Genomic DNA, 15,719 nt, shown 5'->3' with positions numbered 1-15,719 from the left:
AGATCGCACAATGAAGCGTCGCAGCTTGATCAAGGCTTTTACACTCACGGCAAGCATTGCCGCGATGGGCATGACCTGGACTGTCCAGGCCGCCGAGACCATCAAGGTCGGTATTCTGCATTCGTTGTCCGGCACCATGGCGATCTCCGAAACGTCCCTCAAAGACATGGCGTTGATGACCATCGACGAGATCAACGCCAAGGGCGGCGTGAATGGCAAGATGCTGGAACCGGTGGTGGTCGACCCGGCGTCGAACTGGCCGCTGTTCGCGGAAAAGGGTCGTCAGTTGCTGACCCAGGACAAGGTCGCCGTAGTGTTCGGTTGCTGGACCTCGGTGTCGCGTAAGTCGGTGCTGCCGGTGTTCGAAGAGCTCAACGGCCTGCTGTTCTACCCGGTGCAGTACGAAGGCGAAGAGATGTCGCCGAACGTGTTCTACACCGGCGCCGCGCCGAACCAACAGGCGATCCCGGCCGTGGAATACTTGATGAGCGAAGAAGGCGGCGCAGCCAAGCGTTACTTCCTGCTCGGCACCGACTACGTCTACCCGCGCACCACCAACAAGATCCTGCGCTCGTTCCTGCACTCCAAAGGTGTGGCGGACAAGGACATCGAAGAGGTCTACACCCCGTTCGGTCACAGCGACTATCAAACCATCGTCGCCAACATCAAGAAATTCTCGGCCGGTGGCAAGACTGCGGTCATCTCCACGGTCAATGGCGACTCCAACGTGCCGTTCTATAAAGAGCTGGCCAACCAGGGCCTGAAAGCCACCGACGTTCCCGTCGTGGCGTTCTCGGTGGGTGAAGAAGAACTGCGCGGCATCGACACCAAACCGCTGGTGGGCAACCTCGCGGCGTGGAACTACTTTGAGTCGGTGGAGAACCCGGCGAACAAGAAATTCGTCGCCGACTGGAAAGCCTACGCGAAGAAACACAACCTGCCGGGCGCCGACAAAGCGGTGACCAACGACCCGATGGAAGCCACCTACGTCGGCATCCACATGTGGGCGCAAGCGGCGGAGAAAGCCAAGTCCACCGACGTCGACAAAGTCCGCGAAGCCCTCGCTGGCCAGACCTTTGCCGCGCCGTCCGGTTACACCCTGACCATGGACAAGACCAACCACCACCTGCACAAGCCGGTGATGATCGGCGAGATCCAGGCGGACGGTCAGTTCAACGTGGTGTGGCAGACCGAAGGCCCGATCCGTGCCCAGCCGTGGAGCCCGTTCATTCCTGGCAACGACAAGAAGCCGGAGTATGCGGTGAAGAGCAACTAAGCCACTGGATGTCGGGCTCGTGCGCCAAGCCCGGGCCCGACACATCACCTGTAGGAGCCGGCTTGCTGGCGATGGCGGCTTGTCAGGCGCCGATGTGCCGAATGTGCCGAATGTGCCGACGCTATCGCCAGCAAGCCGGCTCCTACAGGGTCCGCGTATCACCAGGACATTTGATATGCCCACTGCCCTTTACCGTTTCATCTTCGCCCTCGCTCTGATGCTGCCGATGGCCGCGCATGCCGGCGACGCCGAAGACTTCGTCGCCGCCAACCCTGTGCAGCAAGCAAAACTGCTGGAATCCTGGGCCGCGCAGCCCGATCCGGTTCGTGTCGAGCTGATCAACGCCCTGCAACAAGGCGAGTTGACGGTCGACGGCCAACCGAAAACCTTGCGCCTGAACAATCGCCTGCGGGGTCTGATCGACACCGCACTGGCCAGCCATCAATTGCTCGCCACCGACGCCAAAACCCGTCTGGCCGCCGCGCAGCAATTGCAGAAAAGCGCAAAACCGGCGCAGCTGAAATTCCTCGACCAGCAACTGGCTGGCGAACACGAGGAAAACGTTCACGCCGCGCTCAGCCTCGCGCTGGCCAACCTGCAACTGGTGGACACCGACCCGGCCGTACGCCTTGCCGCTGTGCGCCTGCTCGGTGAAACCGGCGATCCACTGGCTCGCACTCGACTGGAGAGTTTGCTGGAGCCAGGTGTCGAAGCCGACGCCAATGTGCGCACGGCTGCCGAAACCAGCCTGGCCCAAGTCAAACGCAAACTGCTGATCGGCGAGATGCTCGGCCAGGCCTTCAGTGGCATGTCCCTCGGTTCGATCCTGCTGCTCGCGGCGCTCGGGCTGGCGATCACTTTCGGCCTGCTCGGCGTGATCAACATGGCCCACGGTGAGATGCTGATGCTCGGCGCTTACTCGACCTACGTCGTGCAGTTGCTGTTCCAGCGCTTTGCCCCGCAAGCCATCGAGTTCTATCCATTGATCGCGTTGCCGGTGGCGTTTTTCGTCACGGCGGCGATTGGCATGGCGCTGGAACGCACGGTGATTCGCCACCTCTACGGCCGCCCACTGGAGACCCTGCTCGCCACGTGGGGTATCAGCCTGATGCTGATCCAGCTTGTCCGATTGGTGTTCGGCGCACAGAACGTCGAAGTCGCCAACCCGGCATGGTTGTCGGGTGGGATTCAGGTGTTGCCGAACCTGGTGCTGCCGTACAACCGCATCGTGATCATCGCCTTCGCTCTGTTCGTGGTGGTGCTGACCTGGCTGCTGTTGAACAAGACACGCCTGGGCCTGAACGTGCGCGCCGTCACCCAGAACCGCAACATGGCCGCCTGCTGCGGCGTGCCCACCGGGCGCGTGGACATGCTCGCCTTCGGCCTCGGCTCGGGCATCGCCGGCCTTGGCGGCGTGGCGCTGAGTCAGATCGGCAACGTCGGCCCGGACCTCGGCCAGAGCTACATCATCGACTCGTTCCTGGTGGTGGTGCTCGGCGGCGTCGGGCAGTTGGCCGGTAGCGTGCTCGCCGCGTTCGGGCTGGGCATCGCCAACAAGATTCTCGAACCGCAGATCGGCGCCGTACTCGGCAAGATCCTGATCCTCGCGTTGATCATTCTGTTCATCCAGAAACGTCCGCAAGGCCTCTTCGCACTGAAAGGACGGGTGATCGACTGATGAACCAGCCTCTGATGCTCACGGCCAGCCAAAAGGCCGGCCCCAAAGTCACGATTGCCGTCGGTGCGGTGATCCTTGTTTTGCTGTTGACGTTGCCGCTGCTGTCGCTGTTGTCGCCCGACAGCGCCTTCCATGTCTCGGCCTACACGCTGACCCTGGTGGGCAAGATTCTTTGCTACGCCATCGTCGCCCTCGCCCTCGATCTGGTCTGGGGTTACGCCGGCCTGCTGTCCCTCGGTCACGGTCTGTTCTTCGCCCTTGGCGGTTATGCGATGGGCATGTACCTGATGCGCCAGGCCTCGGGCGATGCCTTGCCGGCGTTCATGACCTTCCTGTCGTGGACCGAATTGCCGTGGTACTGGACCGGCACCAGCAGCTTCCTCTGGTCGATGTGCCTGGTGGTGTTGGCGCCTGGATTGCTGGCGCTGATATTCGGCTTCTTTGCCTTCCGCTCGCGGATCAAAGGCGTGTATTTCTCGATCATGACCCAGGCCCTGACCTTCGCCGGGATGCTCCTGTTTTTTCGCAACGAAACCGGGTTTGGCGGCAACAATGGCTTCACCAACTTCCGCACCATTCTTGGCTTTGGCATCACCGAACCGGGGACGCGCGCGGTGTTGTTTTTCGCCACGGTGCTGTTGCTGGTGGCAAGCCTGTTCATCGGCTGGCGCCTGGCGCAGAGCAAATTCGGCCGAGTGCTGACCGCCCTGCGCGATGCCGAAAATCGCTTGATGTTCTGCGGCTACGACCCACGCGGATTCAAGCTATTTGTCTGGGTCTTGAGCGCCGTGTTGTGCGGTCTCGCGGGGGCGCTGTACGTGCCGCAAGTCGGCATCATCAACCCGAGCGAAATGTCGCCGACCAACTCCATCGAGGCCGCCGTCTGGGTCGCGCTCGGTGGTCGCGGCACGCTGATCGGCCCGTTGCTGGGCGCTGGCGTGGTCAACGGCATGAAGAGCTGGTTCACCGTGGCGTTCCCCGAATACTGGCTGTTCTTCCTCGGCGCGCTGTTCATCGTCGTGACCTTGTACCTGCCCAAAGGCGTGATCGGCCTGCTGAAGAAAAGGGGTGACCAATGAGAGTGACTGCGACGGCTGAATTCATGCTCGAGCCGGCCTTCTATCCACCGCAGCCGAACAAGGACGCCGGCACCAGCCGCGACGCCATCGGCCTCGGGCAACGCGTCGGCCCCGGCCTGAATACCCGCCACGGCACCATCCTGACCCTGGAAGATATCAGCGTCAGCTTCGATGGTTTCAAGGCACTGAACGATTTGAACCTGTACATCGGCGTCGGCGAATTGCGCTGCATCATCGGTCCCAACGGTGCGGGCAAAACCACGCTGATGGACGTGATCACCGGCAAGACGCGCCCCAGCCATGGCAAAGCCTGGTTCGGTGAAACCCTCGATCTGACGCAGATGAGCGAAGTGCAAATTGCTCAGGCCGGCATCGGGCGCAAGTTTCAGAAGCCGACGGTGTTTGAAGCGCTGAGCGTGTTTGAAAACCTCGAACTGGCGCAGAAAACCGACAAGTCGGTGTGGGCCAGCCTTCGGGCTCGCCTGAGTGGCGAACAGAAAGATCGCATCAGCGAAGTGCTGGAAACCATTCGCCTGACCACCTCGGTCAATCGCCCGGCGGGCTTGTTGTCCCACGGGCAGAAGCAGTTTCTGGAGATCGGCATGTTGTTGATGCAAGACCCGCAATTGCTGCTGCTCGACGAACCCGTGGCGGGCATGACCGATGCCGAAACCGAATTCACCGCCGAGCTGTTCAAGAGCCTGGCGGGCAAGCATTCGCTGATGGTGGTGGAACACGACATGGGGTTTGTCGGCTCGATTGCCGACCACGTCACCGTGTTGCATCAGGGCAGCGTGCTGGCCGAAGGGTCGCTGGAGCAGGTGCAGGATAACGAGCGGGTGATCGAGGTGTACCTCGGTCGCTGATTGTGGCTTTTCGCTTATTTGCTTTTTGTAGGAGCGAGGCTTGCCCGCGAAGCTTTTGGCGGCCTTGAGGTCCCCTTCGCGGGCAAGCCTCGCTCCTACAGGGATTGAGGAGATTTCAGAAATGCTGCAAGTCGACAAGCTGCACCAGTACTACGGCGGTAGCCACATCCTGCGCGGCCTGACGTTTGACGTGAAGGTCGGCGAAGTCACCTGCCTGCTCGGGCGCAACGGTGTGGGCAAGACCACGCTGCTCAAATGCCTGATGGGTTTGCTGCCGGCCAAAGAAGGCGCGGTGAACTGGGAAGGTAAACCGATCACCACGTTCAAGCCGCATCAGCGGGTGCATGCAGGGATCGCTTACGTGCCTCAGGGCCGGGAGATTTTCGGTCGGCTGACGGTGGAGGAAAATCTGCTGATGGGCCTGTCGCGGTTTCCGGGCAGCGAAGCGAAAGAAGTCCCGGCGTTCATCTACGAGCTGTTTCCGGTGTTGCTGCAAATGAAGCAACGACGCGGTGGTGACCTGTCCGGTGGCCAACAGCAGCAACTGGCAATCGGCCGGGCGCTGGCCAGCCGCCCTCGGTTGCTGATCCTCGACGAGCCGACCGAGGGTATCCAGCCGTCGGTGATCAAGGAGATCGGCGCGGTCATCAAGAAGCTTGCGGCGCGCGGCGACATGGCGATTCTGCTGGTGGAGCAGTTCTACGATTTCGCTGCTGAACTGGCCGATCAATACCTGGTGATGTCCCGTGGCGAGATCGTGCAGCAGGGGCGCGGCGAAAATATGGAAGCCGAGGGTGTGCGTGGCTTGGTTACGATCTAATCTGTAGCGTCCTAACGATAATTAGACATCATGAATTTACCTGCCCACACAACGCTGTTCACGCCTAGCTGGCACGCCGAGCTGGAACTGGGCTATGCCCGATTCGGCGACACCACGCGCCCGGTTCAGCGTCGGCATAAAGGGCCGTTGCGGGTGCAAAAGCATCTGTACGCCGAGGGGCCCGAGGTTTGCCAGCACATCATCGTGCATCCGCCCGGCGGGATTGCCGGCGGTGATCGGCTGGACATCAGCGCCAGCGTTGGCCGCGATGCGTGGGCACAAATCACCAGCCCCGGCGCGGCCAAGTGGTATCGCGCGGCAGGACCGGCTTATCAGACACTTGATCTGAAAGTGGCCGCAGGTGCGACCCTCGAATGGTTGCCACAAGAGACAATTATCTTCAGCGCCGCTCAAGCCGAACTGCGCACCGCCATTGATCTGGAAGGTGATGCGCGGCTGTTCTACTGGGACGTGGTGGCGCTGGGCCGGCCGGCCAGTGGCGAGCGCTTCGACCTCGGGCATTTTCAGGCGCAGCTGGATATCCGCCGCGACGGCCAGTTGCTCTGGCACGAACGCCAGCGCATTGTCGGGGATGACGGGTTGCTCGATTCGCCGATTGGCCTGGATGGGCAACCGGTGTTTGCGACGTTGTTGGTGACGGGGGAGATTGACAGTGAACTGCTGGAAACCTGTCGCTCGCTGCCCAATGACGTGCGCGGGGATTTGACCCAGTTGCCGGGCCTGTTGGTGGCTCGGTGCCTGGCCAGCGAGGCGCTGTTGGCGCGAGGCTGGTTGATTGATTTGTGGCGATTGCTCAGGCCTGCGTTGCTCGGTCGAGAAGCCGTCCCACCCAGAATATGGAGCACCTGAACACAATCCCCCTGTAGGAGCGAGGCTTGCCCGCGAAGCTTTTGGCGGCCTCAAGGTCCTCTTCGCGGGCAAGCCTCGCTCCTACAGGGTTATGTATTTACAGAGTCGAATTTTTTTAATCTGCCGATTATGGATTCCAAACGATGGACCTGACCCCACGCGAAAAAGACAAGCTGCTGATCTTCACCGCCGGCCTCGTGGCCGAGCGGCGTTTGGCGCGCGGCGTGAAACTCAATTACCCGGAAGCCATGGCCTACATCTCCGCAGCGCTGCTCGAAGGCGCGCGTGACGGCCAGACCGTGGCCGAGCTGATGCACTTCGGCACCACCCTGCTCAGCCGCGAACAAGTGATGGAAGGCATCCCGGAAATGATCCCGGAGATCCAGGTCGAAGCCACCTTCCCCGACGGCACCAAACTGGTCACCGTCCACCAACCCATCACCTGAGGCCGCGCCATGAATTACCACATCCGCGATGCGGTGCACGCCGATCTGCCGGCAATCCGCGACATCTACAACGACGCCGTGCTCAATACCACGGCGATCTGGAACGAACAGGCCGTGGACCTGGGCAACCGCCAGGCCTGGTTCAGCGCCCGGCAAGCCCAGCGCTATCCGATCCTGGTGATCGTCGACGGCGATAACAACGTACTCGGCTACGCTTCATTCGGTGACTGGCGACCGTTCGACGGTTTCCGCCACACCGTCGAGCACTCGGTCTACGTACGCAGCGATCAACGCGGCAATGGACTGGGTCCGCAATTGATGGACATGTTGATCGAGCGCGCCAAAGGCTGTGACAAGCATGTGATGGTCGCCGCTATCGAAAGCGGCAATGCCGCTTCCATCCGCCTGCATGAACGCGTCGGCTTCGTGATCACCGGGCAGATGCCGCAGGTGGGCACCAAGTTCGGCCGCTGGCTGGACCTGACCTTCATGCAACTGACCCTCAATCCTGGCGCTGAACCGCCGCCCGCCAGCAAGGAGTAATGCCCGATGAACGCCGCCCAACTGCGCCGCGTCAATGTTGAAAGCTTTGCGCACTATCGTCAGGGTTTGATTGATCTGCTGCTCGACGCTGTCAGCTATGGCGCCAGTGTCGGGTTCATGGCCGATCTGGATGCCACACAGGCACGCGCCTGGTTCGATGGCGTTCAAGAGGAGTTGAACAAGGGCAACGTGCTGCTGTGGGTGGTGGTCAAGGACGAGCAAGTGCAGGCCAGTGTGCAACTGACCTTGTGCCAGAAAGCCAACGGCCTGAACCGCGCCGAAGTGCAGAAGCTGCTGGTGCGTGAACACGCGCGCCGCCGCGGGTTGGGCCAACAATTGATGAACGCCCTGGAACAGGCCGCGCTCCAGCACAAGCGCGGCATGCTTTACCTCGACACCGAAGCCGGTTCCCCGGCCGAGGATTTCTACAAGGCCCTGGGCTACACCCGTGCGGGAGAAATTCCCGACTACGCCTGCGACCCGAGCGGTCGTTACAAGCCGACCGCCCTCTACTACAAGATTCTCCAAGGAGCCCATTGATGATTCCCGGTGAATACCAGATCCAGCCCGGCGACATCGAACTCAACGTCGGCCGCCGCACCGTCAGCCTGAAAGTCGCCAACAGTGGCGACCGGCCGATCCAGGTCGGCTCGCACTACCATTTTTTCGAAACCAACGACGCCCTGACTTTCGACCGCGCCGCCAGTCGCGGCATGCGCCTGAACATCCCCGCCGGCACCGCCGTGCGCTTCGAACCGGGGCAGAGCCGCGAGGTCGAGCTGGTTGACCTGGCCGGGCATCGCCGGGTGTTCGGGTTTTCCGGGCGGGTCATGGGTGACCTGTAAGTAATACGTCGTTTGCACTGACCCCATCGCTGGCAAGCCAGCTCCTACAGGGGATCGCATTCCACCCCACATTCTGCGGCGGGTGCAATTCATTTGTAGGAGCCGGCTTGCCGGCGATAGCGAGCACCGCGAGCGATCTCGAATCCAATTGAATCTCAAGGCGAACGAATGAAGATTTCCCGTCAAGCCTACGCCGACATGTTCGGTCCCACCGTCGGTGACAAGGTCCGTCTGGCCGACACCGAGCTGTGGATCGAGGTGGAAAAAGACTTCACCACTTACGGCGAAGAAGTGAAATTCGGCGGCGGCAAAGTCATCCGCGACGGCCAGGGCCAAAGCCAGCTGCTGGCCGCTGAAGTCGTCGACACGGTGATCACCAACGCGCTGATCATCGACCACTGGGGCATCGTCAAAGCCGACGTTGGCCTCAAGGACGGGCGCGTCGCCGGCATCGGCAAGGCCGGCAACCCGGACGTGCAACCGAACGTCACCATCGCCATCGGCGCCAGCACCGAAGTGATCGCCGGCGAAGGCATGATCCTCACCGCCGGCGGCATCGACACCCACATCCACTTCATCTGCCCACAGCAGATCGAAGAGGCGCTGATGAGTGGCGTCACCACCATGATCGGCGGCGGCACCGGCCCGGCCACCGGGACCAACGCCACCACTTGCACCTCCGGGCCGTGGCACCTGGCGCGGATGCTTCAAGCGGCGGACGCCTTCCCGATGAACATCGGCCTGACGGGCAAAGGCAACGCCAGCCTGCCGGAGCCGTTGATCGAGCAGGTCAAGGCCGGCGCCATCGGCCTCAAGTTGCACGAAGACTGGGGCACCACCCCGGCGAGTATCGACAACTGCCTGACGGTGGCCGACCAGTACGATGTGCAGGTGGCGATCCACACCGACACCCTCAACGAATCCGGCTTCGTCGAAACCACCCTCGCCGCCTTCAAGGGCCGCACCATCCACACCTATCACACCGAAGGCGCGGGTGGCGGCCATGCACCGGACATCATCAAGGCCTGTGGTTTTACCAACGTGCTGCCAAGCTCGACCAACCCGACCCGGCCCTTCACCCGCAACACCATCGACGAACACCTCGACATGCTGATGGTCTGCCATCACCTGGACCCGAGCATTGCCGAAGACGTGGCCTTCGCCGAAAGCCGCATCCGCCGCGAAACGATTGCCGCCGAAGACATCCTCCACGACCTCGGCGCGTTCTCGATGATCAGCTCCGACAGCCAGGCCATGGGCCGGGTCGGTGAAGTCATTACGCGCACCTGGCAGACCGCCGACAAGATGAAAAAACAGCGCGGCCCACTGCCGGGCGATGGCGAAGGCAACGACAACTTCCGCGCCAAACGTTACATCGCCAAGTACACCATCAACCCGGCGATCACCCACGGCATCAGCCATGAAGTGGGCTCAATCGAAGTGGGCAAATGGGCGGATCTGGTGCTGTGGCGCCCCGCGTTTTTCGGGGTAAAACCAACGTTGATCCTCAAGGGCGGGGCCATTGCGGCCAGCCTGATGGGTGATGCCAACGCCTCGATTCCGACGCCGCAACCGGTGCACTACCGCCCGATGTTCGCCAGCTACGGCGGCTCGTTGCACGCCACCAGCCTGACGTTCATCAGCCAGGCGGCGCAGGAGGCAGGACTTCCCGAAGCGCTGGGTTTGAAGAAGAAAATCGCTGTGGTCAAAGGCTGCCGCGACGTGCAGAAAACCGACTTGATCCACAACGACTACCTGCCGAGTATCGATGTCGACCCGCAGACGTATCAGGTCAAGGCCGACGGCGTTCTGCTTTGGTGCGAGCCAGCGGATGTGCTGCCGATGGCCCAGCGTTACTTCCTGTTTTAATCGGCCAAATCACTGGAGCCTGGCGTGCCTGGCTCCGGTGTAAAACAGAAGCGATCAACTGTTCGGCTGTACCGCGAAAGGGATTTCTACCCGTTGCAGTTTTGCCCGTTCGATCGCCTGGCGTGTGAACGTTTTGATAAAGGCTTTCTTGTCTTCGTCGATGACTTCCAGTTCGGCGGCGTATTCCGCTTCGGTCATGACCCGTCCCGGCGCAAACTCACTTTCCGGTTTGTTCAACTCAGCGCCGAGCACCCTGAGCTCTTCCTTCAACTGTGCCTTTTGCTCAAGGGAAAGCGTTGTGTCGGTTGCGCGTTTTTCAAGCGCTGAGCAGAACTCAATCGTGGCTTCAATCCGGCGTCTGAAACCCTTGATAGCCCCCCGGTTGGAACCCTCGACATAGGATGACCAGAACGGCTGCTCGATGAGCAAATCGTCGAGCAATTCACCCGCCTCAAGGTTCAGTACACGATGGAGTGCATCTTCGATCATCGCGCTCGTGACGCCGGAGATTTTTCTGAACTGCATTTTTCGCGACTGCCAGGGTAGGTCTAACCGGTCGGCAAGATCCGTCATGAATGCCAGGTGAACTTCAACCTCATCAATCGTGCCGGTGACCTCGCCCGTCGCATTGACGCGCCTGAATTCCTCACCCATCGCCTCGCGCTCGGAAATCGTTTTGCGCGCGATCCGGCTCAGTTCATCCAGACGTGACTTGCCCTGCGCCAGCGACACCAGTTCACCCTCTACCAGCGCGGGATTTGCCAGTTCATAGGCTTCATGAATCAACACCTCCATCCCCATGGCGTTGAACAGCTGCGCACCAGCATCGACGCACGCGGTGGGTACGGTGGTCAGGGTGAAGAGTTTTTGCCGCAGCTCGGTATTTTTCGACATCGCATCGAGCATTCGCCAGACCTTGGCGGTCATGTCGACCCGAAACCCGGGGTCGTGCTTGAAATGCCCCGATTCAGTGAGTTTGCGAATCTCGTTGAAAAAACCGACCGAACCGATCTCATCCTCGACGCTGTTCCAGACCTCCTGTTTGGTCACCCATTCCGGCCGGGTCATGCCAGTTTCCCAGTCCAGACTGTCGCGCACGCCGCGAGGTGGATAGGGTCGGTCGGGGTCCATGCCGACGGACGCGATGTACTCCCTGAGCGTCTGCAGATTGAAGGCCGGCAAAAAATCCGTTTCCCGGCTCAACACCGTGCGCGCCAGCAATTCCGCCTGGACCGAGCCACGCGTGACCATGGGCACGTAGGTGATTTCGTTGCGCTGCATGTCCAGGTAAAAATGCCGGAAGCGTGGCTGCGCGAACAACCCGTCCGGCCACGTCCGAATGCCGGTATCGGCCAGGATCAGCGTATGCAACATGCGCATGCTGCCAATATCCGGAACCTGCCCCAGAGGATTGCTGTGCAAGTCCAGGATCTGAAGCCGGGTCAGGTTGCGCAGGTCTGCGACGCCTTGCGCATCCAGGACAATGCGGTTTGCGCGCAGGTTCAGCTCCGTCAGCGCGCGCATGCGGCCGATGGCACGAGGAAGTCGGGTGAGCGCATTACCGTTGATGTTAAGCGAGCGCAATCGCGGGAAATGATCGAGCAAGGAAACTTGTGCGTCGGTCAATTCGGTCAGGGTCAGATTGAGGCGAGTGACGTGATCGAAGTTGCCCTCCAGTGCGGGCATCGTGCGCAGATGCCGCCCCAGCGGCAGGTTCTCGAGATCGAGCACGACGCCTCGCAGCTCGCCGTACGAATCCACATCGCGCAAGCCTGTGTGCTGCCAACATTCCCTGACCGCTTTGTACACCGCGTTTCTGGACTGCCATTCGGCGATGCCGGCGGACGTAAAGCGGAATGCCTCGGTCGGTGATTTCAGCCAGCGTTGGAAATTGGTGTTCAACCGATTGAATTCCGCTTCGAGATCGCTCGCCCTCTGCTCAAGACTGACGTCGCTGCCCCCCGCTTGCAGATAGGACTGCGCTTCGGCCTCCGTCCATCCGGGGCGAACGACGCGGACCCGCTCTTGCGGCGTTATTTGCCCCTGAACTCGACGCAGACCTTGAGCCATCCCGCGCATGCCCCCACGCAGACGCATCGTGGCTGGATCGTACGCGGGTTTTCGAACAGGGTTATCCGTCAGAAGCGCGTTGAACCTGTCCCGTGGCAATGGCGTTTTTTGAATGGCGCGCTTAAGTGTCGCGCCTTGATTGATCTGGTACCCCAGCGCGTTGCGCTCAGCATCAGGCAGGGCATGCAACACAGACGCATAGAGGTCATCGGCCCCATGCAGATGCAGATCATCAGCATCGCGGGCCTGGTACTGACCGTCCTCGCTGACAAGGATTCGGCGCACGGCGGCATCTGCCGGGCCAACACTGTCGCGCAACGGACCATCGAATGAAGACTCACGGATTTCGATGCGCACGTTTGCGGGCCAGTCGGGCAGCGCTTGCAACGAGTGCAACGCCAATCGCTCGCTATCGACCCCGTACGCGACATCGAGGAAAAGCCCTTCGTAAGCGCGTGCGGCGCGTAACGTGCGCAAGGCCAGCCGCGTGCGTTCTCTGAGCTGCAAGGGAATGCGCGAAGACTCGGTGATAGTGAGCAAGTCCTGCGGTTCGATGTCGGCCAGCAACTCACGGGCGATTACCGTCGGGAGGTTGCTGAAAGCGTCCTGGAGCACCCGCACTTGCCGGTTGTCTGTCTGCTGCAAACGGCGATTGAGCGCGTCAAACAAAGGTCCCGGATGACTGCCTGCCCGCCCCGCTAGCTTGTTTTTCAAGGCGTCGATGCGGATGCGCTCGTCAGTGGAAATGCCCTGTCCGAACAACGTATGGATGTCGGCTTCATTGACAAACTTCACGGCCAGCTCCGGAAGTTTTCCGGCACTGACCTCGGCACGGCTTATCTTCAGCGTATTGGCCGGCGATGCGTCGAGATTGCCGTACTTGATCGAGCGGCCCGACTGTCCGGCGCCGTCAAAAAGCTCGATGCTTTTTTGCTCAGGCCAGCCCGGCAGTTCCACCAGCAAACGGGGCACCTGCTCGATGAACGCTTCGGGAACCTCATCGAGCACTATCTGCCCGGGCAGCTTTTGCACATCAGCCCAGGTCTTGAAGCGTTCGATCGTGTCGGTCAGCAGCGCGGGCGGTGGTTCGTTGACGACATGCAGCCGGCGCAACAGGTCTTCCTCGACACCGCTGGCGATACGAATCTGCTCCAGTGTGGCCTCGGACAAATCCTCAACCGCCAGCCCCAGACGTCGCATGAGCGTGACTTTGTCCCACTCGACGGGTCGGTCGAGCTCGGTCTTCCACACACCCGCACCGTCGTGTTCGAGTGTGGGCTGATACGCCTGCGGCCGATCCGGATGTTGCAGGCGTGGCTGGCCCGTGAGTGGGTCGTTTCTGACTTCGAAGTATTTGTTTTCATGCTTCAGGATGGTTTTTTCGCTGTGCCGGAACAGCCCCTGTTCACCTGGGGTCGCCGTTTTGGGCAACATCAGGTCATGGGCGTAGGGCGACAGGTCCGGCTTCCAGAGACGTGTCTTGCCGTCAGGCAACTCAACCTTTTGCAACCGATCGATAAACGCCGACGGTTTGACCGACGCCGCCGCACCGGCGGGCAACACATGCCCCGCCGCCATGATTGCCAGTTGCGCAAAATTGATCATGACACTGGTCAGATGGGCCGCCGCTTCGTCCCTGTCGCCCTTGCTCCACTCCTCGATGCCCTCCATGGTTTCGAACAGCATCTGCCCGACCATGACCGCCAACATCGCTTCGCCCAGGCCAGGAACCAACATCGCGCCGAAGTTGAACACGTTCCAGCCGATGCTCAGATAGCTGGTCAACCGATTCCAGCGGGTGGTCGCGTCTTCATCGTCGGTCGGCACCGCGATGTGTCGCGCATCCGCAATCGCCTTGTCCCTGCGCCAGCGACCGATTTGCGGCCAGAGATCGCCAGAAATGATGTTGGTGATGGGCTCTGCGTTGGCGTTTTCAACCGCGGTCTCTCGCCACCACGGCCCCATGTCCAGCGGCTCACGCTGCGTCCAGGTGAACGTGGTGAAACGCTCGCGAACCCGGGCAAAGAATTTGCCATGGTCTTTTTGTGCCACGAATCGGCTGAAAAACTGTTGATAGTCTAGCGAGCGCAACTGACTCGTCAGCTCCTTCATGAAGTCCGTGAGCGACGCATACTCTTTGAAGGGATGGTCAGGATCATCCGGGACATAAACGATCAACGTCCCGTCGAGACGGCTTTGTTGAAAACCATCCTCCCTTTGCAAAGTGGCTTCGACAAGACCGCTGGGGCCATTGGCGAAAAACGCCTCGAGTAATTCGAACTGTTCAAACTCCTGGCCCGGTAGCAGCGTCAGACTTCTGGACCATTCCATCAGTGTGCGTTGATGCCGGGGAACCAGACTGTCGTAAATTCTTTTAGCTTCAGTGGGTTCTGCCACTGCACTGAACAACAGGATGCCGGACAACCTGAAGCCCATTAACGAAAGTCGATGGCATTGCAAAGGACGATGATTCCACATCACGCCCTTTTCATTATCACGAACTTGCTGAAGTTTCCCGTAGCCATAGGAACTGATGTCGTTTTTCAAATACGCAATCAGCGCAGCTTCGTTGAAGATGGCTTTTTCACTGGCCATGCAGTGCCGCTCGATTATTGCCTTGGCCGCGATATCTTCGGGCATCAGTGCTGCCTTGATGTGACGCTGATAGTGCGCACCGATATCAAGCGTCCGACACAGGGCGGCGAATTGTTCGACCGTCAGTGCATGCCGCTGTAACTCGTTTTCGTGGTCCCGGGTGAAGATGCCGGAGCCATCACGAATCGCGCCCGCCTGCGTTTCAGGCGCCTCGAAATTGTGAAGCGCCGCTTCCAGCAAAGTCGATTGCCTGAGCCGACTGGCATTGGTATCGATGCCAAAACCCAGTTTTGCCGGGATATACAGGCGAATGAGCGTCGCATTGACGTCCACTTCCAGATTCAGCTGGCCCTTTAATGCTTTAACGAGCAAAGGTTCGGCAAAGGCAAGAATGTCCCGCTGTACATTCTCCAACGCGTCGTCCAACGGGACCTGAACGCGCCAGCGCTCATCCGTCAGTTGCTTGAGGTACTGACGGTCGATGGCGCGTGCATTCAGATACCACTGTGGAAAATCCGCGGTCGAATCGGCCATCCCAAGCAATCGTGAAACTGGTGCGTCTTTTAGCGGCGAAGGCAGTTTTCCCAGCAGATATTCACGATGAACATTGGCTTTGCTTCTTCCATGCCCGGTAATAACTTGCAACGCCGGGGCGTCCGATAGTTCGTTCATTTCGCAAATCCTTATGCGATGAAAAGAACCACCAGATTATTGAGTGCGGTTAAAAACAAAAGATTAAAAAACCACTTGGAAAACCGCACC

General features: G+C 60.3%; 12 protein-coding genes. 11 read left to right on the top strand and 1 reads right to left on the bottom strand.

Annotated elements, in window-relative coordinates; translation table 11 throughout:
- The first annotated feature begins 10 nt into the window (after positions 1-10).
- The 11 genes from urtA (at position 11) to ureC (ending at position 10,292) form a co-directional block, all read left to right on the top strand.
- Positions 11-1,276 carry an urea ABC transporter substrate-binding protein gene (urtA, locus tag KGB24_RS12300; protein ID WP_008031211.1) on the top strand — a complete coding sequence of 422 codons (1,266 nt, stop codon included), beginning with the start codon at positions 11-13 and terminating at the stop codon, positions 1,274-1,276.
- Between the two features lie 175 nt (positions 1,277-1,451).
- Complete coding sequence (gene urtB, locus KGB24_RS12295) at positions 1,452-2,954, top strand: urea ABC transporter permease subunit UrtB (protein ID WP_223414925.1); 1,503 nt, start codon at positions 1,452-1,454, stop codon at positions 2,952-2,954.
- On the top strand, positions 2,954-4,033 hold the full coding sequence (gene urtC / locus KGB24_RS12290) for an urea ABC transporter permease subunit UrtC (protein ID WP_223414923.1): 1,080 nt from the start codon (positions 2,954-2,956) through the stop codon (positions 4,031-4,033). The genes urtB and urtC overlap by 1 nt, the downstream gene beginning before the upstream one ends.
- A complete protein-coding gene (urtD, locus tag KGB24_RS12285) occupies positions 4,030-4,899 on the top strand; it encodes an urea ABC transporter ATP-binding protein UrtD (RefSeq protein WP_008038696.1) in 870 nt (289 codons plus the stop codon). Before urtC ends, urtD begins: the two co-directional genes overlap by 4 nt.
- A 121-nt stretch (positions 4,900-5,020) precedes the next feature.
- On the top strand, positions 5,021-5,719 hold the full coding sequence (gene urtE / locus KGB24_RS12280; RefSeq protein WP_008031204.1) for an urea ABC transporter ATP-binding subunit UrtE: 699 nt from the start codon (positions 5,021-5,023) through the stop codon (positions 5,717-5,719).
- Positions 5,720-5,749: 30 nt separating this feature from the next.
- Positions 5,750-6,589 (top strand): urease accessory protein UreD, encoded by an 840-nt coding sequence (locus tag KGB24_RS12275; protein WP_223414922.1) that lies wholly within the window; start codon positions 5,750-5,752, stop codon positions 6,587-6,589.
- Between the two features lie 143 nt (positions 6,590-6,732).
- Positions 6,733-7,035 (top strand): urease subunit gamma, encoded by a 303-nt coding sequence (gene ureA / locus KGB24_RS12270; protein ID WP_223414921.1) that lies wholly within the window; start codon positions 6,733-6,735, stop codon positions 7,033-7,035.
- Positions 7,036-7,044: 9 nt separating this feature from the next.
- Positions 7,045-7,578 (top strand): GNAT family N-acetyltransferase, encoded by a 534-nt coding sequence (locus KGB24_RS12265; RefSeq protein WP_223414919.1) that lies wholly within the window; start codon positions 7,045-7,047, stop codon positions 7,576-7,578.
- Between the two features lie 6 nt (positions 7,579-7,584).
- Complete coding sequence (locus KGB24_RS12260) at positions 7,585-8,118, top strand: GNAT family N-acetyltransferase (RefSeq protein WP_008038693.1); 534 nt, start codon at positions 7,585-7,587, stop codon at positions 8,116-8,118.
- Positions 8,118-8,423, top strand: coding sequence for an urease subunit beta (locus KGB24_RS12255; RefSeq protein WP_223414918.1), 306 nt, complete (start codon positions 8,118-8,120; stop codon positions 8,421-8,423). The genes KGB24_RS12260 and KGB24_RS12255 overlap by 1 nt, the downstream gene beginning before the upstream one ends.
- 168 nt (positions 8,424-8,591) lie before the next feature.
- Complete coding sequence (gene ureC, locus KGB24_RS12250; RefSeq protein WP_008031192.1) at positions 8,592-10,292, top strand: urease subunit alpha; 1,701 nt, start codon at positions 8,592-8,594, stop codon at positions 10,290-10,292.
- Between the two features lie 54 nt (positions 10,293-10,346).
- Here ureC and KGB24_RS12245 read toward each other — a convergent pair whose 3' ends face one another.
- Positions 10,347-15,629 carry a dermonecrotic toxin domain-containing protein gene (locus KGB24_RS12245; RefSeq protein WP_223414917.1) on the bottom strand — a complete coding sequence of 1,761 codons (5,283 nt, stop codon included), beginning with the start codon at positions 15,627-15,629 and terminating at the stop codon, positions 10,347-10,349.
- Between the last annotated feature and the right edge of the window lie 90 nt (positions 15,630-15,719).

This window comes from Pseudomonas sp. BF-RE-25 (genome assembly GCF_019956105.1).
GTDB classification, from domain to species: Bacteria; Pseudomonadota; Gammaproteobacteria; order Pseudomonadales; family Pseudomonadaceae; genus Aquipseudomonas; species Aquipseudomonas migulae.
This window is presented reverse-complemented; position numbering and strand designations above follow the sequence as displayed.

Excerpts from the sequence above, each read along its gene's own strand:
- urtA (WP_008031211.1), top strand. The coding sequence starts at position 11 with ATGAAGCGTCGCAGCTTGATCAAGGCTTTTACACTCACGGCAAGCATT.
- urtD (WP_008038696.1), top strand. The coding sequence starts at position 4,030 with ATGAGAGTGACTGCGACGGCTGAATTCATGCTCGAGCCGGCCTTCTAT.
- KGB24_RS12275 (WP_223414922.1), top strand. The coding sequence starts at position 5,750 with ATGAATTTACCTGCCCACACAACGCTGTTCACGCCTAGCTGGCACGCC.
- KGB24_RS12245 (WP_223414917.1), bottom strand. The coding sequence starts at position 15,629 with ATGAACGAACTATCGGACGCCCCGGCGTTGCAAGTTATTACCGGGCAT.
- urtE (WP_008031204.1), top strand. The coding sequence starts at position 5,021 with ATGCTGCAAGTCGACAAGCTGCACCAGTACTACGGCGGTAGCCACATC.
- KGB24_RS12255 (WP_223414918.1), top strand. The coding sequence starts at position 8,118 with ATGATTCCCGGTGAATACCAGATCCAGCCCGGCGACATCGAACTCAAC.
- ureC (WP_008031192.1), top strand. The coding sequence starts at position 8,592 with ATGAAGATTTCCCGTCAAGCCTACGCCGACATGTTCGGTCCCACCGTC.
- KGB24_RS12265 (WP_223414919.1), top strand. The coding sequence starts at position 7,045 with ATGAATTACCACATCCGCGATGCGGTGCACGCCGATCTGCCGGCAATC.
- ureA (WP_223414921.1), top strand. The coding sequence starts at position 6,733 with ATGGACCTGACCCCACGCGAAAAAGACAAGCTGCTGATCTTCACCGCC.
- urtC (WP_223414923.1), top strand. The coding sequence starts at position 2,954 with ATGAACCAGCCTCTGATGCTCACGGCCAGCCAAAAGGCCGGCCCCAAA.
- urtB (WP_223414925.1), top strand. The coding sequence starts at position 1,452 with ATGCCCACTGCCCTTTACCGTTTCATCTTCGCCCTCGCTCTGATGCTG.
- KGB24_RS12260 (WP_008038693.1), top strand. The coding sequence starts at position 7,585 with ATGAACGCCGCCCAACTGCGCCGCGTCAATGTTGAAAGCTTTGCGCAC.